Source organism: Streptomyces sp. x-80 (assembly GCF_046549095.1).
GTDB lineage: Bacteria > Actinomycetota > Actinomycetes > Streptomycetales > Streptomycetaceae > Streptomyces > Streptomyces celluloflavus.
The window spans coordinates 38,228-57,929 of sequence record NZ_JAJPWM010000032.1 but is presented as its reverse complement, the minus strand read 5'-3'; the positions used below and the strand labels follow the sequence as shown (position 1 = coordinate 57,929).

Here is a 19,702-nt window from a genome sequence, read left to right as displayed (position 1 = left end):
CTTGATGGGGTAAGGCTCCCAGTAGACGACTGGGTTGATAGGCCAGATATGGAAGACCGGTAACGGTTGGAGTTGACTGGTACTAATAGGCCGAGGGCTTGTCCTCAGTTGCTCGCGTCCACTGTGTAGGTTCTGAAGTAACGACCTGTGTGTTGCCGGGTTGGTTAACTTCATAGTGTTTCGGTGGTCATTGCGTTAGGGAAACGCCCGGTTACATTTCGAACCCGGAAGCTAAGCCTTTCAGCGCCGATGGTACTGCAGAGGGGACTCTGTGGGAGAGTAGGACGCCGCCGAACAAATTTTGAAAAAATGCCTCGTTCCCCGAGTTTTGTCTCGGGGAACGAGGCATTTTTGCGTTCCGAGGCGGCTGAGGCTCTGGTCAGCGGCTGCGGGCGCTGCGATGCTGAGGCAATGGGGTATTTGATCAGACCAGTGAAGGCGGATGAGTGGAAGCGGCTCAAGGAGCTGAGGCTGGCGGCGTTGGCCGATCCGGTGGCTCGGGTGGCATTCCACGAGACCTTTGAGGCGGCAGCCGGCCGGCCGGACGCGTTCTGGCAGCGGCGGGCGCAGCGCAGCGATGAGGGGCGTGCGGCGCTGACCTTCGTCGGGGAGGACGAGGACGGCAGCTGGGGCGGGATGGTCGTGGTGCTCGTCGAGGAGGACGAGGGGGACCCGCAGACGCTTGTCGTCGGGGTCTTCGTACGGCCCGAGCACCGGGGGACGGGGCTGGCCCGGGAGTTGTTCGAGGCGGCGATCGCGTGGTCGTGGGGCCTCGCGGAGCCGGTGGTGGAACGCGTACGGCTGTGGGTGCACGAGGAGAACGAGCGGGCCGAGGCGCTCTACCGTTCGCTGGGCTTTGTGATGACGGGGCGGACGATGGCCGATCCGAAGAACGCGGATGCCGTGGAGCGGGAGATGACGCTGTCGCGCGGATAGCCGCGGTCCGGCGGTGGCAGGAGGAGCGGCGGGGCGGACGGCGTGTCCGGGGTCAGACGGGCAGGGAGTGGTGGGGCCAGCGGGCGCGGGCCTGTTCCTGGGAGCGCATGGTGGCCAGCGTCAGCAGACCGCGGGCGCGGCCCGTTTCGAGGAGGGTGGGGAGCGCGGGCAGTGGTGCGAGCGCCGCGATGTCGTCCAGGACGAGGGTGAGTGGTGGGTCGAGCCGACCGTCAGATGACCGTTCGGCCATGCGGCGGCCGTGCTCGACCACGTGCGAGAGGAGTGCGGTGAGCAAGGGCATCGCACCCGGGTTGGTACGCGGATCCTCGATGGATTCGCCCACCAGGTAGAGCGTTCCCCCCTCGTTGACGAATGATTCGAGAACGAGCGAATCCGGTCGATGCGGATTGCTGGAGTCGCGGATGTGGATCGAGGAGAGGGCGGCCAGCGCGCGGCCGAGCAACTGCTGGGCGGCTTCCCGGCGTTCGGCGTGCGCGGTCAGCACGGACTCCAGTTCGCCGGCCTGGCCGGTGGACGCCTTGGCGTGGGTGCGCAGGATGCGTACGGGTTCCTGGGCGGCGCCGGTGGTGTGTGCCCAGCGGTGCAGCTGGCGGAACGGCCGGCCGTCCACCGCGGCGGCGTGCAGCCAGCAGCGCAGCAGGGTCTGGGCGGTCTCGGCCACGGCCGTGTCCAGCGTGTTCGCGGGGCGTACGGGGGCCAGCAGGGCGGTGGCGCGGGCGGTGGCGGTGGCGATGTCCTCGCAGCCCGCGGTCGGTGACCAGCGCAGCCGGGCCGGGGTGTCGACGCGGTGCGTCGGGTCGTAGGTGAGCAGCGGGCCGAGCTTGGCCCGGGTGTCCTTGGTCTCGGACCAGAGGGTGGGGTCGCTGGTGGCGACGATCAGCGGGCCCTCGGCGGTGGCGATGGCGGCCGTCGCGGCGGCGCGCGCGGTGGCGCGGTCGGCGCCGAACCGGACGCGGGGGAGCGACAGTTCGTCGCGGGGTGCGGCCGGGGGCGCGGTGCGCTGTTCGGGGAGCGGGCCGCCGGTGAGGTCTTCGACGGGGTCCTTGCCGAGGAGCGGGGGAGTGGGGATGGCTGCGGCCAGTGGCGGGGCCGGGTCGGCCGTCAGTGGCGTGGCCGGGGGTGCCGGGCGGGTGGGGGCCGTATCGGCGGGGGCCGTGGACTCCCGCCGTACCGCCGCGTCCCGGGCCGCTTCGTGGGTGTCGCGGGCCGTTTCCCGCTGGGTGGCGCGGACGGCGCGGTAGCGGGTGACCGTCCCCATGACGAAGATCGTCAGGACCAGCAGGACCATCAGTTCGCCGATCAGGATGCCCCAGAACAGGCCGTAGCCGGAGAGCTGGTCCTTGGGCGTGTGCGGCCAGGCGGCGGCCAGGTCGTGCGGTTCGGTGACGAGGTGCCGCAGGGCCATCGGCGTACCGGGATAGCCGACGCCGTCGGGCCAGGCGCCGTGTGTGAACAGGGCGGCGAGGCCGGTCGCCGTCCAGACCAGCAGGGTCAGGCCGAGGAGGAAGGCGAGCAGCCCGATCAGCAGGGAGTCGGGGATGCCGCGCCCCCGGCCGCCGTAGGTGTCCCGGCCGTCCCGGCCCCGTTCGTATCCTCGGGTCACGCCACCGTCTCGCTCGACTCGTCTCTCAACTGCCGTTCCATGGCGAGGGCTTCGGCCCGTTCCTCGGCCTCGGCGTTGGCCGCCCGTTCGATGGCGAGCGCCTCGTCCGTCAGCATCGAGGACGCCTCGGTCATCGCCCGGTCGGTGTAGACCAGCGGTCGTTCCGCCTCGGTGATGAGGTGTTTGACGACCTGGACGTTGCCGTTGACGTCCCAGACCGCGATGCCGGGGGTCAGCGTCGGGATGATCTCGACCGCCCAGCGGGGCAGGCCGAGTACCCGCCCGGTGGCGCGCGCCTCGTCGGCCTTCTGGGCGTAGATCGTCCGGGTGGAGGCCATCTTGAGGATCGCCGCGGCCTCCCGTGCGGCCGCGCCGTCGACCACGTCGCTGAGGTGGTGGACGACCGCGACGAAGGACAGGCCGAGCCGCCGGCCGAACTTCAGCAGCCGCTGGAAGAGCTGGGCCACGAACGGCGAATTGATGATGTGCCACGCCTCCTCCACCAGGAAGATGCGCTTCTTGCGGTCCGGGCGGATCCAGGTGTGCTCCAGCCAGACGCCGACGATCGCCATCAGGATCGGCATCGCGATGGAGTTGCGGTCGATGTGCGAGAGGTCGAAGACGATCAGTGGCGAGTCGAGGTCGATGCCGGCGCTGGTCGGGCCGTCGAACATGCCGCGCAGGTCACCGTCGACGAGGCGGTCCAGGACCAGCGCGACATCCAGACCCCAGGCGCGGACATCGTCTATATCGACGTTCATCGCCTCGGCCGAGTCCGCCTCCGGGTGGCGCAGCTGCTCGACGATGTCGGTCAGGACGGGCTGCCGGTCGGTGATGGTCTCGTTGACGTAGGCGTGCGCGACCTTGAGGGCGAAGCCGGATCGTTCGTCCAGGCCGCGGCCCATCGCGACCTCGATGATCGTACGGAGCAGGGCCAGCTGGCCGGTGGTGGTGATCGACGGGTCGAGGGGGTTGAGGCGGATGCCGCCGTTGAGGGCGGCGGTCGGGTCCAGGCGGATGGGGGTTATCCCCAGCTCCTGGGCGATGAGGTTCCATTCGCCGACGCCGTCCTCGCCCTGGGCGTCCAGGACGACGACCTGCCGGTCGCGGAAGCGGAGCTGGCGCAGGACGTAGGTCTTCTCCAGCGCGGACTTGCCGTTGCCGGATTCGCCGAGGACCAGCCAGTGGGGGGCCGGCAGCTGCTGGCCGTAGAGCCGGAAGGGGTCGTAGATGTAGCCCTTGCCGCTGTAGACCTCGCGGCCGATGATCACGCCGGAGTCGCCGAGACCGGGGGCCGCGGTGGGCAGGTAGACGGCCTGGGCCTGGCCGGTGGAGGTGCGTACGGGCAGCCGTGTCGTCTCCACCTTCCCGAACAGGAAGCTGGTGAACGCGTCGGTGAACGCGGCGAGCGGATCGAGCATGGCCATGACGTACGCGCCTCCCAGCGGCTTTAGCGGCGGATCCCGGTCGCGAAAGGAAGGGTGTTGACGAAGGCCCGGTGATGCTCGCGGTCGCACCATTCCAGTTTGAGGTAGGACTTGCCGGCCGAGGCGCGGATGGTCCGCTTGTCGCGGGCGAGCGCCTCGGGGGAGCGGGAGGAGACCGTGATGTAGCCGACGAGGTTGACGCCCGCGGCGCCGGATGCCAGGTCCTCGCCGCGCTGGTCGACCCGGCCGTGGTGGGCGACGTCGCGCGGGTCGACCACGCGGTTCATCTTGGCGGCGCGGCTGGCCTCGGCGTCGTCGTTGGTCTTCTCCGTCAGCATGCGTTCGATGGCGATCTCGGTGGGTTCCAGGTCCATGCAGACCGCGACCGTACGGATCACGTCCGGCGTGTGCACCAGGAGGGGCGCGAGGAAGTTGACGCCCACCGGGGTCAGCGGCCACTCCTTGACCCAGGCGGTGGAGTGGCACCAGGGGGCGCGGGTGGTCGATTCGCGGGTCTTGGCCTGGAGGTAGGTCGGCTCCATCGCGTCCAGTTCGGCCGGCCAGGCGTTGCGCTGGCTCATCGCCTGGATGTGGTCGATGGGGTGGTCCGGGTCGTACATCGAGTGCACGAGGGAGCCGAGCCGGCCCTCGCCGAGGGGCTGGCGGACGCGGATGTCGGCCTCGGCGAGCCGGGCGCAGATATCGGTCAGCTCACGGGCCATGACGACGGCCAGGCCGGCGTCGCGGTCCAGCCGCTGCCGGACGAGGCCGCCGCGGTGGGCGTGCGCGGCGCGGGCCATGGTGTGTGCCTCGGCGGCCAGTTCGCGGGTGTAGTGCATGCACGCGACGAGGTAGGCGCGGTGCTGCTCGGAGGAGGTGGAGACCATCGACTGGAGCTGGTCGTAGGACTCCTGGAGCCAGGCGGGGGAGGAGCGGTCGCCGCGCTGGGCGACATCCTTGGCGTGCGCGTCCGGGTCGGCGGGGAGCGTACGGGCGAGGATCTGAAGGCGCGTCACGAAACCGTCGCCGTTGGCCACATGCTTGAGCAGCGTCCCGAAGCGGTCGACCAGCGCCTCCTGGTCCTCGCTGTCGCGCAGGCCGACGCCGGGGCCCTCGATCTCGATGGCGGCCGTGACGGTCTTGCGGTCGGCGTGCAGGAGTACGGCGATCTCGTCCGGTCCGAACGGGGCGGAGAGCCAGTTGATCCGGCCGATGCCCGGCGGCGGGCCGACCTCGACCTCCCGGCCGTCCAGCGTGATGCCGGCCTCGGCGGCGCCGGAGCGGTAGGCCGTGCCGCGGCGGAGCGCGCGGCGGTAGCTGCGGTTGATCTCGAACCACTTGTAGAACGTGCGGCCCTTGTACGGGACGTAGACGGCGGCGAGCCCCAGTACCGGGAAGCCGGTGAGAGCGAGTATCCGCAACGGGAGCACCGGCACCACGAGTCCGCACATCATGCCGATGAACGCGCCGGCGATGATCAGCGCGATCTCGCCGGTCTCGCGGTTCTTGCCGACGATGGCGTTGGGCCGCGCGCGGCCGATCAGATACGTGCGACGGGGCGCGATCGGATGGGACTGGGTGCTCACCGCCCATCACCTCCTGCTGTCTTGCCGGTGCGGGCGCTGCCGCCGGAGCCGCTGCTCGGGCCGGGATGGGGGTTCGAACGGGGCGCGGGGGGCGTGGTGCGGCCGCCGCCGGAGCGGGTGCTGTGCGCGGCGACGCCGCCGGCCACGGAGTCGGCGGGCCGGGACTGTCCGCCCTGGGCCCCGCCCCCGTCGCCGCCGGACCTGCGGGCGCTGTGGGTCTTGATGCCCTGGGAGACCAGTGCGGCGGGTGAGGAGATCATGGCGGCGGCCTGGCTGCCGTCGGTGGCCCGGCCCTTGTTCGTCCGCGCCGAGACCATCTCGTCGCCGAAGCCGGGGACGAAGCGGTAGATCACGGCGCTGGCGAAGATGGCGAGGACGATGATCGCGAGGCCGGAGACGACGGCGGAGAAGGCGTTGGGGCCCTTGTCGTGGGAGAGCGCGCCGGCGATGCCGAGCACGATCACGATGACGGGTTTGACCATGATCACGGCGATCATGATGCCTGCCCAGCGGCGGACATGGCCCCACATGTTCTTGTCGACGAGCCCGGCGTAGACGACGGTCCCCAGCAGCGCGCCGACGTACAGCAGCGCGGCCCGGATCACCAGTTCCAGCCAGAGCACACCGGCGGCCAGCACCGACACCAGCGACACCACGATCAGCATGATCGGGCCGCCGCCGATGTCCGTGCCCTTGGTGAGCGCCTGCGAGAACGCGCCGAAGAACGTGTCGGTCTGGGCGCCGGTCCCCTTCGCGATGATCTCGGTGACGCCGTCGGTGGCGGAGACGATCGTGTAGAGGATGAGCGGGGTGAAGGCGGACGCCAGGACCGTGAGCCAGAGGAATCCGATCGCCTCGCCGATCGCCTCGGTCAGCCGGGTGCCGCGGACGGCGCGCTTGGCGACGGCGAGCAGCCACAGCACCAGTGTGAGGACCGTCGAGGCGGCGAAGACGACGGCGTACTGGCGGAGGAAGGCGGCGTTGGTGAAGTCGATCTGCGAGGTGGCCTTCACCGCGTCGGAGAGCTTGGTGATGATCCACGAGGCGGCGTTGGCACAGCCCTTGGCCAGGGAGCCGAGGGGGTCCAGCGGGTTGTTGTCGAGGGGGTTGGTCGAGGGTGTGGTGACGCCGGTGCTGTTGCGCTGTTCGCAGAGGTCCTTGGTGGGGCCGTTGAGGAGGCTGCACCGTTCGTCGCCCGGTGACGGCGTCGGGCCCGGCGCGGCCAGAGCACGGGTCGCCAGCATGAAGACGAAGGTCTGTACGGCGGCCAGCGCGGCGACGACGGAGGCCGCGCGGCGGCGCGTGGGCTTACCGGGCATAGGTGAAACCTCCGTACCCTTCGACCGCTCCGGCGATCTCCTTCGCCCCGGAGGCGGGTACGTCCCCGCTGACCGGGGCCGGGCCGTTCTGCTGGGAGTTGGTCAGCGTCTTCCAGTCGCCATCGGTCCAGACGAGCTTCATCGTGGTGGTGAACCAGCTCGTGGTGACCGGCCTGACGGATCCCTCGCCGGCCAGGCCGAGCAGGCCCGTGCACCAGACCTCGACGGTCGCCCGGTCGCCGGAGAACTCCTTGACCTTGGTGCCGATCGGGATGGTGCGCGAGACGAAGGTCATGCCCTGGGGCGCGGTGCCGTCCGTCTTCAGTCCGGCGCTCTTGAAGAAGTCCGCCGTGTACACCTTGTCGAGGGTGTTCTGGTAGCCGTCGACGGCGGACGGGGCCATGACGGTGCGGACGATCCGGTGCCGCTGGTCGCGGTGGAACATCTCGGACGACCCCAGCGCCACCGTGTAGTTCGTCGCCGCCGACTGCGCACCCTGCTCCGTCTTCGCGAAGCCCGCGGCGATATCGCCGTTCTTGCCGGTGACCGGCTTGGTGCCGGTGGGGGCGGTCGGCCGGTCGTCCGCGGTCTTGGCGGCACCGCCCGGCGCGGACTCGTTGTTGCCGCTCCCGCCCCGGTTGGCGAAGGCGATGGCCGCGATCAGCAGGACCACCACGCCGACGATGGTGACGAGGTTGCGGCTGGACATGCCGGTCCGGGGCCGCCTCGCCGGTCCGTAGGAGTCGCCCCCGCCCTCGGGGAGTCTCGTACGGGTCTGGCCCGTCCGGGGGCCGCCGTAGTCGCCGTCATCGCTGAGACTCATCGTGCTGGTGCCCCCTCAACCGACGTCGCCGTCTCCGCCGTAGTTGTGCCGCCTTCATATGACCGTAGCCGCGTGGGCGGCGGCTCGGGTGACGTGGTACGCGTACTTCTCACCGTGACGGGTCCTCAGGTGCGGTGCGGCGGAGGCGAATGGGGGACTCCGGGGGGTTTGTCCCCGCGGTGCGGCCCGTGTCCGCCCCCGCCTCCTTCCCTACGGTTCCTCCAGTCCCCGCGCAGCGGGCAGCCCAACCGGTCCGCTGGTGGAGGGGGTGGCGAAGGCGCGGTGCGGGGTCCGCCGGGCCGGGGTGAGCGGGCGTCAGCATGTGGCCTCGGGAGGGGAGGTGGGGCCAGTGGGGGAGCAGGAGGGGGCACGGGGCGGCGGAGAGAGGGGGGACGGGGGCGCACGGGGGGCGGGGCAAGGGGGCGGCGCCGGGGCGGGCTGGTGTGGAGCGTGCGTACGGGGCGGCGCGCGGGGCTAGACGGCCATGCCGTAGACGATGGTGAAGAGCGTCCCCAGGGAGCCGATGATGAAGACGCCGGTCAGGCCGGCCACGATCAGGCCCTTGCCCTGTTCGGCGCTGAAGGTGTCGCGGAGCGCGGTGGCGCCGATGCGCTGTTTGGCGGCGCCCCAGATCGCGATGCCGAGACAGAGCAGGATCGCGATCGCCATGATGACCTCGACCATCACACGGGCCTCGTTGCCCAGGGTCCCGAACGGTCCCCAGTCCGGGGCGATTCCGCCGATGATGGTGGTGATATCGCCCTTTTCGGCTGCCATGAACATAAATGAACTCACCGCCCCTTATGGGTAGTTGTACGCCTGCGCCATGCGGTGCAGGTCAGTCTCTATCTTCGCCGACAAAGACGCCATCAGATGTCGACTTGGCGGCTTTCTTTGACGGATCCGGTGGGGGTGGCGTGTGCGCGGGTCCGTGAATCGTCCACCGGGCCCATTAGTCTCACTTTGTGTATCACGGCTGATCACTCTGAGCAATGATCATTGGCGAGAGGCGCGGGCCGGGCTGTCGCGCCCCGCCATTCGGAGTCCGGCCGCTGAGTCGATTCGGTGCCCAAAGGGTCCGGTGAACCCGGTGAACCCGGTGAACCCGATGAAGCGGCCGAGGCGGCCGGGGCAGGGCGTCCGCGTGGCAGGGGTCGGCCGCCCCTGGTGCTCCCCTGCGCCGTGTGGTGCTCCGTCAGACGGCGATAACTGGCGGTCGGGTGGGGGGGAAGGGGTGTGAATCGGGGCTGAATGAGGGAGGGTTGGGGGGTGCGGAAATTCTGGATTGCCAGTGGGCTGGGGGCGGGGCTGCTGCTCTGCCTCGTCGGGCTGCTCGTGGCCGGGACGTTCGCCGCTGCCGCGGGGGTGGCGGGCGCGGCCGGGGGGCGCTCCGTCGGGCTGGCCAAGGGAGCCGTACCGGCCGCATACCAGGGACTGGTGCAGAAGTGGGGCAACCTCTGCCCGGCGATAAGTCCCGCGCTGCTCGCCGCGCAGCTCTATCAGGAGAGCGGCTGGAACCCGAGGGCGCAGAGCCCCGCGGCCGCGCAGGGCATCGCGCAGTTCATCCCGGGGACCTGGGCGGAGCACGGTATCGACGCCAACGGCGACGGCAAGAAGGACGTCTGGGATCCGGAGGACGCGATTCCGTCGGCGGCCTCGTACGACTGCGACCTCGCGAAATATGTGAAGGACGCGCCGGGTGACGCCACCAGCAACATGCTCGCCGCGTACAACGCGGGGGCGTATCGGGTGATTCAGTACAACGGTGTGCCGCCGTACCGTGAGACGCAGAATTACGTGAAGACGATTACGACGCTGGCGAAGAGTTTCGAGGCGCCGGTGGGACGGGTGGCGCCCTCGAAGCAGGCGGCCGCTGCCATCTATTACGCACAGGGAAAGCTCGGTACGCCCTATTTGTGGGGTGGGAACGGCACCGCCGATCAGAACGGCCGGTTCGACTGTTCGGGGCTCACCAAGGCCGCCTACAACTCGGTGGACATCGGTCTGCCGCGGGTGGCGAACGATCAGTGGAACGCCGGTCCGCATCCGCAGCGGGACGAGTTGCTCCCGGGCGACCTGGTGTTCTTCGCGCACAACCTGAGGGACCCGCGGACGATTCACCATGTGGGGATCTATGTGGGAGGCGGGTACATGATCAATGCGCCGCATACCGGTGCGGTGATCCGTTTCGACAAGATCGATGCGCCGGACTACATCGGTGCGACCAGGGTCACAGCGGATGGCGCAAAAGCGCTCCCGACTGCGAACGCCGGGTGAATATAGGGCCCTGAACTGCGGCGATGAATCAAGCTTCGATAACGTCCTGGTGATCATCCGGTGGAGAGTGGAACGCCAGGACCAGGCATCGCGTTTTCTTGGCGGGGACGTGGCACAGGGCGTGGCGACGGGCGTGCGGACGTGGCCGCGACCGGTGCGGCAGATGCTCGACGACCACGGGGGTGGGCAGCAAGACCTAGGCGCTCGCGCGCGCGAAAGATAAGGGGCCGCGGCAGATGGCTGGACTCGCACTGGAGGGACCGAACCCCGATGTCGATGTGCTCGACGGCATCAACGGTCTCGCGAAAGGTGCCCCGCACTGGGTCAACCGTGCGATGGAGTTCATCGGCGAGTACGGCATCATCGCCGGCCTCGCGGTGCTGTGTCTGATCGCCTGGTGGTCCGCACGCCGCAAACAGGACGCGCCGGCCGCCGTCGCGGGGCTGGTCTGGGCGCCGCTGGCCGCCGGGCTCGCGCTGCTCGCCAATATCCCGATCCGCGCGTTCGTCTCGCGACCTCGGCCGTTCAACGACCACGCCGAGATGACGGTCCTGATCCAGGGGAAGACCGACTTCTCGTTCGTGAGCGACCACGCGACGCTGACCATGGCGGTCGCCGCCGGGCTGTTCATCGTCCATCGCGCCTACGGCCTGATCGGGATCGGGCTGGCGCTGCTGGAAGGCTTCTGCCGGGTGTACATGGGTGTGCACTATCCGACCGATGTGGTCGGCGGGTTCGCGCTGGGCACCGCCGTCGCGCTGCTGCTGGCGCCGCTCGCGCAGGCGCTGCTGGTACCGCTGGCGACGACGGTCGGCCGGTCGCGGGCCGGGTGGCTGGTGCAGGCCCCGGGCGCGGCGGCACGGGCGGCGGCCGAGGCGGGCGCGGGCGGCCGCGCGGGCCAGGACGCCGCCGGCGGCCGGTTCGTGACCACCGGGCCACCGCTGCCGCCCCGGCACGACGGACGGGACAAGGACCTGGCGGCCTGAGGATCCGGGAGATCCGGGAGACCTGAGGGATCCGGGAGATCCGGGAGAACTGAGGGATCCGGGAGAACTGAAAGGTCTGACGGCGCGGACGGTTCGGACGGCCCGGCCCCTTTCACGGGGGCCGGGCCGTCGGCGTTCTCCGGGCTTCGGTGGCCGGTGGGGCACTGGGCGATCGGCGAGGGCGGCGTCGGGAGGCCGGGGCGAGGCCACGTGGAGGCACGCGGGCCGGGCTACTCCGGGGGGTGTTCGGCGGGTGTGTGGTGGTCGGTCAGATGGCGGGTGGCATCCGTACGGGCCTGGGAGCGGGCGCGGCGGGCCGGGCCCGACCAGCCGCAGTCGCAGCGGGCCAGGCAGAAGGAACCGCGTTCGGTGGTGGAGACGTGATGCTGTCGCGCGGGGGCGTGATCCGGGTCGGCCGGCCGTGCGGCCGGGGCGGAATCCGGGGTGTGGTGGGGGACGGGGGCGGGACCTGGCGGCGGATCCTGGGGGGCTCGGTCGGGCACCCGGCCACGCTACGCGCCCGGGGTGGCCGGGCGTGACGGGCCCCCGGAACGGTCGTTGAACGGAGCGGTGGACAAAACGCCCGGTCGGCGGCCGGGGGAACGGTCTGTCGGCTGGATCAGCCCGCAGGGATCAGCCCGGCCACCTGGCACGGCCGGCCCGGACCGGCAGAAATGACCGTCCGGAACACGAACACAGCGGCCGAGGGGGCTCGTACGCGATGGTGGTGCAGGACAGACGGAGTGGCGGCGCGGTCGCGGGCGCGGTGGCCGTGGCGTGCGGGACGGGGCTGACGGCCGGGCTGCTGACGACGGGTTGTTCCCCGGGCGGTGCCGCGGCCGGTGAACAGGTGGTGTCCGGCCGGACCGCGGTGGCCGCCCAGGATGTCCGCAGCAGCGCCGACGCGCTGGTCCGGGCCGGCTCCGCCAGGGTCCGTACGGCGATGGAGACCGCCAGCGGCGGCACCCGCGTGGTCATCCGCGGCGCCGGCGGCTACGACTTCCGGACGAGCAGCGGTCAGCTGCGGGTCGTGCTGCCCGGTCCGGCGGGTGGGCACGGCGGCGGGCATCCGCCGGTCACGGAGATTCTGGCGCCCGGTGCGCTCTTCATGAAGAACCGCGGTGCGGGAGTGCCGGCCGACAAGTGGGTGCGGGTGGACATCGCCTCGCTGGCCGACGGGAATCTGGTCACCGGTGGCGTGACGGATCCGCTGGTCGCCGCCGAACTGCTGCGCGGGGCGCGGGAGGTGACGTACCGGGGGGAGCAGCGGCTGGGCGGGGTGCCGGTCCGGCACTACAGCGGGACGACGGACATCGGGGCGGCGGCCGCCGTGGCGTCGGGGCGGGTGAAGTCCGTGCTGCGGGCGGCGGAGAAAGGGTTCACCACCAGTGCCGTGCCGTTCGACGTGTATCTGGACGAGACCGGTCGGCTGCGCCGGGTACGGGAGCGGTTCCGCTTCGCCAACGGTGCGCCCGGGGGTGCGTCGGTGATCTCGACGACGGAGCTGTACTCGTTCGGGGCGAAGGCGGCGGTGCGACTGCCGGCCGCGGGGGACATCTACGCCGGGGAGATCGCCTCCGCGGCGTCGTAGCGCGGAGGCGCTGGGCGCGGTCCGGTGACTGTGGGGCGATGGCTGTGGGGCGGTTCCGTACCTGGTCCCGTACGTGTCCCGTCATCTGCCCGCTGCCGTCGCACCGCCGCCGTCGGGCCCCGTCGTCCCTGGCGCGGAGTATCGCGAGTCCGGCCGGTGGTCGTGTGCGCCCCCGTGCCGGGGAGGTGACCGGGGACGTGTGCCCGGGGGCGGAAATGGTCCATCCGTGCCATGCGCGGAGCGTACGCCCGTCCCTACGCTGGGCGGGAGCCACCAGGGGTGTGGGACGGCGCTCGGAGGAGGAGGTGCGGTACGTGGCCGCGCACTGCCATGCGACGGGGCCGGACCACGTAGCCCTCGTCGAGATCGACCTGACCGGTGAGCTGATGATCGCGGCGGCGTCCGCGAGTGAGGATCGGCTCAGTCCGGACCGTATCGACGAGGTGCTGGACGTGGGCGGGCGCGGGGACGGCGGACCGGCCGGGCGCCGTGCGGAGCGGCTGCCGCGGCGGCCCGGTCCGGCGGGACGGCGCCCGCGTTAGGCGGGGGCCGCGTCCCGGCGCCCTAGCGTCAGGTGCGCAGCATCCGTTCGATCGCCTTCGTCGCCTCTTTGACCTTCTCGTCGATGGCGTCAGGTCCCTTGACGGCGGCGTCCGCGACGCAGTGCCGCAGATGCTCCTCCAAGAGCTGGAGGCCGAAGGACTGCAAGCCCTTCGTACTCGCCGAGACCTGGGTGAGTATGTCGATGCAGTAGACGTCCTCTTCGAGCATCCGCTGGAGGCCGCGGATCTGGCCCTCGATACGGCGCAGCCGCTTGAGATGGGCGTCCTTTTGCTGAGCGTAGCCGTGAATGCCCAGATCGTGATTGGTCACGGCGTTCGGGTCGCCTTGACGGTCGGTTTTCGGCTGCGGCGTGTGCGGGGCCGCGGCGGCTGCGGCGGGGCCGTTGGTGTCGGCGTCCGTGGTCGTCATGGCCGTCTCCCGTGGTATCTAGGCGGTGCATATACCCCTGGTGGGTATATGTTAGCGAATTTCGCGGGCACCGGCGGTACCCCGTGCAGAGCATGCTGTCCGATGGGCGACACTGAAGGAATGCCGGTTAGCTGTGGCTGGATGATGCGCCTAGCATCAACCCGACCGAATCCGATGCACCCCGAGGATTTCACGTGCGCTTTCGTCTGACCCCCAGGGAGACGAGCTTCTACGACATGTTCGCCGCCTCCGCGGACAACATCGTCACGGGCTCCAAGCTCCTGATGGAACTGCTCGGGGCGGACGCCTCCGCGCGGGCAGAGATCGCCGAAAGGATGCGGGCGGCGGAGCACGCGGGAGACGACGCTACCCACGCGGTCTTCCACCAGCTGAACTCCTCCTTCATCACGCCGTTCGACCGCGAGGACATCTACAACCTCGCCTCGTCGCTCGACGACATCATGGACTTCATGGAAGAGGCCGTCGACCTGGTCGTCCTCTACAAGGTCGAGGAGCTGCCGAAGGGCGTCGACCAGCAGATCGAGGTGCTGGCGCGGGCGGCGGAATTGACCGCCGAGGCGATGCCGAATCTGCGCACCATGTCAAACCTCACCGAGTACTGGATCGAGGTCAACCGCCTGGAGAACCAGGCCGACCAGATCCACCGCAAGCTGCTCGCGCATCTCTTCAACGGCAAGTACGACGCCATCGAGGTGCTCAAGCTGAAGCAGATCGTGGACATCCTGGAGGAGGCGGCGGACGCGTTCGAGCACGTCGCCAACACGGTCGAGACCATCGCTGTCAAGGAGTCCTGAGCCCCGGCCATGGACACCTTCGCGCTCATCGTGACCATTGCGGTCGCACTCGGTTTCACATATACGAACGGCTTTCACGACTCCGCGAACGCCATCGCCACCTCGGTCTCGACGCGGGCGCTGACCCCGCGGGCGGCGCTGGCGATGGCCGCGGTGATGAACCTCGCCGGTGCCTTCCTGGGCAGCGGGGTCGCCAAGACGGTCAGCGAAGGGCTGATCTCCACGCCGCAGGGCAACAAGGGGATGGGCATCCTCTTCGCCGCGCTGCTCGGCGCGGTGGTGTGGAACCTCGTCACCTGGTACTTCGGGCTGCCGTCGTCGTCCTCGCACGCCCTGTTCGGCGGCATGGTCGGTGCGGCGCTGGCGGGCGGCACGGAGGTGATCTGGAGCGGGGTGATCGAGAAGGTCGTGCTGCCGATGTTCATCTCGCCGATCATCGGCCTGGTACTCGGCTATCTGGTGATGGTCGTGATCCTGTGGATGTTCCGGAAGGCGAACCCGCACAAGGCCAAGCGCGGCTTCCGGATCGCCCAGACGGTCTCGGCCGCGGGCATGGCGCTCGGCCACGGCCTCCAGGACGCGCAGAAGACCATGGGCGTCGTGGTGATGGCCCTGGTCATCGCCGATGTCGAGGGCGAGAACGACGCGATCCCGATCTGGGTCAAGCTGGCCTGCGCGATCACCCTCTCGCTCGGTACGTACGCGGGCGGCTGGCGCATCATGCGCACGCTCGGCCGGCGGATCATCGAACTGGACCCGCCGCAGGGCTTCGCCGCGGAGACCACGGCCGCGTCGGTCATGTACACCGCGTCGTTCATGTTCCACGCGCCGATCTCCACGACGCATGTCATCACCTCCGCGATCATGGGTGTGGGCTCGACCAAGGGCTCGCGCGCGGTGCGCTGGGGGGTCGCCAAGAACATCGTGATGGGCTGGTTCATCACGATGCCGGCGGCGGCGCTGGTCGCGGCGCTGGCGTACTGGATCGTCAAGGGGGCGTTCGGCTAGCGGCCGGCGCCGGCAGTGCGTACGAGGACGGGCCCGCCCCCCGGGAAGGAGGGGCGGGCCCTTCGTCATGCGGTGGCACCGCCATGCAGCACCGCAGGACGTGCTGGGGCCGGCCCGGCCGGGCAGCTCTAGCCGAAGCGGCCGGAGATGTAGTCCTCGGTGGCCTGGACCGACGGGTTGGAGAAGATCCGCTCGGTCTCGTCGATCTCGACCAGCTTGCCGGGCTGCCCGACGGCCGCGAGGTTGAAGAAGGCCGTACGGTCCGAGACCCGCGCGGCCTGCTGCATGTTGTGCGTCACGATGACGATCGTGAAGCGCTCCTTCAGCTCGCCGATCAGGTCCTCGATGGCGAGGGTGGAGATCGGGTCGAGCGCCGAGCACGGCTCGTCCATCAGCAGGACCTGCGGTTCGACCGCGATGGCGCGGGCGATGCACAGCCGCTGCTGTTGGCCGCCGGAGAGGCCGGAGCCGGGCTTGCCCAGGCGGTCCTTGACCTCGTTCCAGAGGTTGGCGCCCTTGAGGGACTTCTCGACGATGTCCTTGAGCTCGTTCTTCTTGTGCGTGCCGTTCAGCCGCAGACCGGCCGCGACATTGTCGAAGATCGACATCGTGGGGAACGGGTTGGGGCGCTGGAAGACCATGCCGACGGTGCGGCGGACGGCGACCGGGTCGACGCCGGAGCCGTACAGATTCTCGTCGTCCAGCAGCACCTTGCCCTCGACGCGGCCGCCCGGGGTGACCTCGTGCATCCGGTTCAGGGTGCGCAGGAAGGTGGACTTGCCGCAGCCGGACGGGCCGATGAAGGCGGTCACGGAACGCGGCTCGACGGTCATGGATATGTCGTCGATGGCCTTGTGGCCGCCGTAGTACGCGGAGAGGCCGCTGACGTCGATGCGCTTGGCCATGGGGATCACTACTTCTTTCGTACGGGTAGCCACGCGGCGAGGCCGCGGACTGACGTCTTAGCGGCCGGTCCTGGGGGCCTTCCAGCGGGCGATGCCGCGGGCCACCAGATTCAGGATCATGACGAAGGCGATGAGGACGAGCGCCGCGGACCAGGCGCGGTCGTACGAGGCATCGGAGCCCTGCTGCCACTGCTGGAACACATACAGCGGGAGCGACTGCTGGGCGCCTTCGAAGGGGTTGCTGTTGATCGTCTTCGCGCCCCACACCAGGAGCAGCACCGGGGCGGTCTCACCGGTGATGCGGGCGACGGCGAGCATCAGACCGGTGGTGATGCCGCCGATCGACGTCGGCAGGACGACCTTGAGGATGGTGCGCCACTTCGGGACACCGAGGGCGAGGGACGCCTCGCGCAGCTCGTTGGGGACGAGCTTGAGCATCTCCTCGGTGGAGCGGACGACGACCGGCATCATCAGGATCGCCAGGGCCATCGAGCCGGCGAAGCCGGACGGGCCGAAGCCGAGGATCAGGATCCAGACGGAGAGGACGAACAGACCGGCCACGATCGAGGGGATACCGGTCATCACGTCGACGAAGAAGGTGACGACCTTGGCGAGCCTGCCGCGCCCGTACTCGACGAGGTAGACCGCGGTCAGCAGCCCGAGCGGTGCGGCGATCAGGGTCGCCAGGCCCACCTGCTCCAGGGTGCCGATGATCGCGTGGTAGATACCGCCGCCGGGCAGCGCGTCCGGGAGGGTGCCCATCGAGTGGGACAGGAAGAAACCGTCCAGGACCGTGGTGCCGCGGGCGACCGTCTCCCAGAGCAGGGAGGCGAGCGGGACGACGGCGAGCAGGAAGGCGATCCAGACCAGGCTGGTGGCCAGCCGGTCCTTGGCCTGCCGGGCGCCCTCGACGCCGGCGGCCAGCGCGAACGTACCGGCGATGAAGAGCAGGGCGGCGATCAGGCCCCACTGGATCCTGCTGTCCAGGCCCCCGACGAGACCGATGCCGGTGCCCAGGGCGGCCGAGACCAGCGCGAGCGCGGCCGGGGTCCAGCGGGGCAGCCGGGCCTGGCGGAGGGAGACCGGGAGCGGGGTGCCGTCGGGCTGCTCGGTGAGCGGGCGGCGGTCGGTCATGACGTCGCTCATGATGCGGCTCCCGAGTACTCCTTGCGGCGGGCGATGATCAGCCGGGCCGCGCCGTTGACGAGCAACGTGATCACGAAGAGGACGAGGCCGGAGGCGATCAGGGCGTCCCGGCCGAAGTCGTCGGCCTCGTTGAACTTGCTCGCGATGTTCTGGGCGAAGGTGCCGCCGCCCGGGTCCAGCAGGCTCGCGCTGATGAGGAAGCTGGGGGAGAGGACCGTGGCGACGGCCATCGTCTCGCCGAGCGCGCGGCCCAGGCCCAGCATCGAGGCGCTGATGATGCCGGAGCGGCCGAAGGGGAGCACCGACATCCGGATGACTTCCCACCGGGTGGCGCCGAGTGCCAGGGCAGCCTCCTCGTGCATCCGCGGCACCTGGAGGAAGACCTCGCGGCTGACGCTGGTGACGATCGGCAGGATCATGATCGCGAGCAGGATGCCGACGGTGAAGAGCGACCGGGCCGCGCCGTCGCCGTACCGGAAGATGCCCGTCCAGCCGAGGTAGTCGTCCAGCCAGCTGTAGAGGCCGCTCAGGTGCGGGACGAGGAAGAGCGCGCCCCACAGGCCGTAGATGATGCTGGGCACCGCGGCGAGCAGGTCGATGACGTAGCCCAGTGGCGAGGCCAGCTTGCGCGGCGCGTAGTGCGAGATGAACAGCGCGATGCCGACCGCGACCGGGACGGCGATGACCATCGCGATCACCGAGCTGACGACGGTGCCGAAGGCGAGCACCGCGATGCCGAACTTCGGCTCCGTGCCGGTGGCGTTCCAGTCGAAGGTGGTGAAGAAGTTCGCGTGGTCGCCGGAGAGGGCGATCACCGACCGGTAGGTGAGGAACACCGTGATGGCGCCCATGATCACCAGGAGGGCGATACCGGAGCCGCGGGAGAGCCCGAGGAAGATCCGGTCACCGGGGCGGACGGCCCTGCCGGAGACGGTGGAGGGCGCGTCGGTCCGCGGTGGTGGGGGGATGTCGGCTGTCGGGGTTGCTGAAGTCATGGTTTCTCCGGTCTGCGGAGCCGGCGGGGCTCCTGGCGCGGCGGTGCACCGGACGGGCGGCGGCGGGCCCGGGGGCCGTACGGTCCGGGGCCGGGGAGGCGGGCCCGGGGGCCGTACGGCGTCGTGGGGGCCGCCGCCCGGTGGGTCAGGAGAGCGTGGCGACGGTCTTGCGGACCTTCTCGACGATCTCGGTGGGGATCGGGGCGTAACCCAGCGCCTTGAGGGCGTTCTGGCCGTCCGCGCTGGCGGCGTAGGTCAGGAAGGACTTGGTCGCGGGCAGCGTCTCGGCCTTGTTGCCCTTGTCGCAGGCGATCTCGTACGTGACCAGGGTGAGGGGGTAGGCGCCCTCGGCCTTGGTGGTGTAGTTGAGCTTCAGCGCGAGGTCGTTGCCCTTGCCGACCTGCTTGGCCTCGGCGATCGCCTTGGAGGCGTTGTCGACGTTGGCCTCGACCGGCGCCTTGGCACCGGTGTTCAGCTTGACGGTCGGGATCTTGCCGGCCGTCGCGTACGACAGCTCGAAGTACGAGATGGCGCCGGCGTTCTGCTTGACCTGCGCGGCGACACCGGACGAGCCGGAGGCCGCCTGGCCGCCCTTGCCCTCCCAGGTCTTCGCCGGCTCGTGCTTCCAGGCGTCGGGGGCCGCGCCCTTGAGGTACTTGGTGAGGTTGTCGGTGGTGCCCGAGTCGTCGGAGCGGTGGAACGCCTGGATCTTGAGGTCCGGCAGCTTGGCGTCCGGGTTGAGCTTCTTGATCTCGGCGTCGTTCCAGTTGGTGATCTCCGAGTCGAAGATCTTGGCGAGGGCCGGGGCGTCCAGCACCAGGTTCTCGACGCCGGGGATGTGGTAACCGATCGCGATCGGACCGCCGACCATCGGGAGGTTGATCGCCTGGCCGCCGTCCTTGCAGACCTTCTTGGACTTCTCGACCTCTTCGGGCTTGAGCGGCGAGTCGGAGCCCGCGAACGCGGTCTGGCCCTGGAGGAAGGTGGTGATACCGGCGCCGGATCCGGGGGCCTGGTAGTTGATCTCGGTGTCCTTGCAGGCGCCCGAGTAGTTCTGCACCCAGACGTCCATGGCGTTCTTCTGCGCGGACGAGCCGGACGCGAGCAGCTTGCCCTTGCCGTCGCACTTGATGCTGGCGGACTTCGCGGACGTGCCGCTGCCGCTGGAGCCGCTGGCGTCGTCGGAGCCGCACGCCGTCAGGGCCAGGGCACCGGAGACGGCGAGAGCGCCAACGGCGAGGGCGCGAACCCGGTTCTTGCGCTGAAGCTTCACTGTCGAGAGTTCCTTCCTG

The 19,702-nt window shown here is 70.0% G+C and carries 19 protein-coding genes and 2 rRNA genes; 9 read left to right on the top strand and 12 right to left on the bottom strand.

The features are described from left to right. The 3 genes from ACLJWH_RS38705 to ACLJWH_RS38695 form a co-directional block, all read left to right on the top strand. Window positions 1-106: ribosomal RNA gene (locus tag ACLJWH_RS38705) — 23S ribosomal RNA — on the top strand; the annotation flags it as partial. 73 nt (window positions 107-179) lie between these two features. After that, window positions 180-296, top strand: a 5S ribosomal RNA gene (gene rrf / locus ACLJWH_RS38700). Window positions 297-411: 115 nt separating this feature from the next. Continuing rightward, entirely contained in the window at window positions 412-936 is a 525-nt protein-coding gene (locus ACLJWH_RS38695) for a GNAT family N-acetyltransferase (RefSeq protein WP_411146499.1), read from the top strand. 52 nt (window positions 937-988) lie between these two features. Here ACLJWH_RS38695 and ACLJWH_RS38690 read toward each other — a convergent pair whose 3' ends face one another. From ACLJWH_RS38690 to ACLJWH_RS38665, 6 genes are all read right to left on the bottom strand, one after another. After that, window positions 989-2,560, bottom strand: a complete 1,572-nt coding sequence (locus ACLJWH_RS38690; protein ID WP_411146498.1) for a TraM recognition domain-containing protein — start codon at window positions 2,558-2,560, stop codon at window positions 989-991. Further along, the gene (locus ACLJWH_RS38685; protein WP_387803334.1) at window positions 2,557-3,981 is read right to left on the bottom strand and encodes an ATP-binding protein; all 1,425 of its coding nucleotides are present in this window, start codon (window positions 3,979-3,981) and stop codon (window positions 2,557-2,559) included. The genes ACLJWH_RS38690 and ACLJWH_RS38685 overlap by 4 nt, the downstream gene beginning before the upstream one ends. Before the next feature lie 29 nt (window positions 3,982-4,010). Then, window positions 4,011-5,573, bottom strand: a complete 1,563-nt coding sequence (locus tag ACLJWH_RS38680; RefSeq protein WP_411146497.1) for an SCO6880 family protein — start codon at window positions 5,571-5,573, stop codon at window positions 4,011-4,013. Continuing rightward, on the bottom strand, window positions 5,570-6,892 hold the full coding sequence (locus ACLJWH_RS38675) for a hypothetical protein (RefSeq protein ID WP_411146496.1): 1,323 nt from the start codon (window positions 6,890-6,892) through the stop codon (window positions 5,570-5,572). The genes ACLJWH_RS38680 and ACLJWH_RS38675 overlap by 4 nt, the downstream gene beginning before the upstream one ends. Then, a complete protein-coding gene (locus ACLJWH_RS38670; RefSeq protein WP_411146495.1) occupies window positions 6,882-7,715 on the bottom strand; it encodes a hypothetical protein in 834 nt (277 codons plus the stop codon). The genes ACLJWH_RS38675 and ACLJWH_RS38670 overlap by 11 nt, the downstream gene beginning before the upstream one ends. A gap of 474 nt (window positions 7,716-8,189) precedes the next feature. Then, window positions 8,190-8,498, bottom strand: coding sequence for a hypothetical protein (locus tag ACLJWH_RS38665; RefSeq protein WP_411146494.1), 309 nt, complete (start codon window positions 8,496-8,498; stop codon window positions 8,190-8,192). Between the two features lie 486 nt (window positions 8,499-8,984). Between ACLJWH_RS38665 and ACLJWH_RS38660 the strand changes: the two genes are divergently transcribed. Both ACLJWH_RS38660 and ACLJWH_RS38655 read left to right on the top strand, forming a co-directional pair. Continuing rightward, window positions 8,985-9,992: an NlpC/P60 family protein gene (locus ACLJWH_RS38660; RefSeq protein ID WP_411146493.1), complete on the top strand. Its 1,008-nt coding sequence runs from the start codon at window positions 8,985-8,987 to the stop codon at window positions 9,990-9,992. Between the two features lie 236 nt (window positions 9,993-10,228). Continuing rightward, entirely contained in the window at window positions 10,229-10,978 is a 750-nt protein-coding gene (locus ACLJWH_RS38655) for a phosphatase PAP2 family protein (protein ID WP_411146492.1), read from the top strand. A gap of 230 nt (window positions 10,979-11,208) precedes the next feature. Here ACLJWH_RS38655 and ACLJWH_RS38650 read toward each other — a convergent pair whose 3' ends face one another. Continuing rightward, complete coding sequence (locus ACLJWH_RS38650; RefSeq protein ID WP_411146491.1) at window positions 11,209-11,481, bottom strand: hypothetical protein; 273 nt, start codon at window positions 11,479-11,481, stop codon at window positions 11,209-11,211. 218 nt (window positions 11,482-11,699) lie between these two features. Here ACLJWH_RS38650 and ACLJWH_RS38645 point away from each other — a divergent pair, with 218 nt between their 5' ends. Together ACLJWH_RS38645 and ACLJWH_RS38640 are read left to right on the top strand one after the other, a co-directional pair. Beyond that, window positions 11,700-12,569, top strand: a complete 870-nt coding sequence (locus tag ACLJWH_RS38645) for a hypothetical protein (protein WP_411146490.1) — start codon at window positions 11,700-11,702, stop codon at window positions 12,567-12,569. 281 nt (window positions 12,570-12,850) lie between these two features. Then, window positions 12,851-13,111, top strand: a complete 261-nt coding sequence (locus ACLJWH_RS38640) for a hypothetical protein (RefSeq protein ID WP_411146489.1) — start codon at window positions 12,851-12,853, stop codon at window positions 13,109-13,111. 28 nt (window positions 13,112-13,139) lie between these two features. Here the strand turns inward: ACLJWH_RS38640 and ACLJWH_RS38635 are convergent, their stop codons facing one another. Then, complete coding sequence (locus ACLJWH_RS38635; protein WP_411146488.1) at window positions 13,140-13,541, bottom strand: metal-sensitive transcriptional regulator; 402 nt, start codon at window positions 13,539-13,541, stop codon at window positions 13,140-13,142. 194 nt (window positions 13,542-13,735) lie between these two features. Here ACLJWH_RS38635 and ACLJWH_RS38630 point away from each other — a divergent pair, with 194 nt between their 5' ends. Next, window positions 13,736-14,356 carry a DUF47 domain-containing protein gene (locus tag ACLJWH_RS38630; protein ID WP_052855961.1) on the top strand — a complete coding sequence of 207 codons (621 nt, stop codon included), beginning with the start codon at window positions 13,736-13,738 and terminating at the stop codon, window positions 14,354-14,356. A gap of 9 nt (window positions 14,357-14,365) precedes the next feature. Further along, window positions 14,366-15,364, top strand: a complete 999-nt coding sequence (locus tag ACLJWH_RS38625) for an anion permease (RefSeq protein ID WP_411146487.1) — start codon at window positions 14,366-14,368, stop codon at window positions 15,362-15,364. 128 nt (window positions 15,365-15,492) lie between these two features. Here ACLJWH_RS38625 and pstB read toward each other — a convergent pair whose 3' ends face one another. The 4 genes from pstB to pstS all read right to left on the bottom strand — a co-directional run bounded on the left by pstB (window position 15,493) and on the right by pstS (window position 19,683). Beyond that, window positions 15,493-16,269, bottom strand: coding sequence for a phosphate ABC transporter ATP-binding protein PstB (gene pstB, locus ACLJWH_RS38620; protein ID WP_411146486.1), 777 nt, complete (start codon window positions 16,267-16,269; stop codon window positions 15,493-15,495). Between the two features lie 57 nt (window positions 16,270-16,326). Then, the gene (gene pstA, locus ACLJWH_RS38615; protein WP_411146485.1) at window positions 16,327-17,415 is read right to left on the bottom strand and encodes a phosphate ABC transporter permease PstA; all 1,089 of its coding nucleotides are present in this window, start codon (window positions 17,413-17,415) and stop codon (window positions 16,327-16,329) included. Next, window positions 17,412-18,410, bottom strand: a complete 999-nt coding sequence (pstC, locus tag ACLJWH_RS38610; protein ID WP_411146484.1) for a phosphate ABC transporter permease subunit PstC — start codon at window positions 18,408-18,410, stop codon at window positions 17,412-17,414. Before pstC ends, pstA begins: the two co-directional genes overlap by 4 nt. A 145-nt stretch (window positions 18,411-18,555) precedes the next feature. Then, entirely contained in the window at window positions 18,556-19,683 is a 1,128-nt protein-coding gene (pstS, locus tag ACLJWH_RS38605) for a phosphate ABC transporter substrate-binding protein PstS (RefSeq protein ID WP_411146483.1), read from the bottom strand. Between the last annotated feature and the right edge of the window lie 19 nt (window positions 19,684-19,702).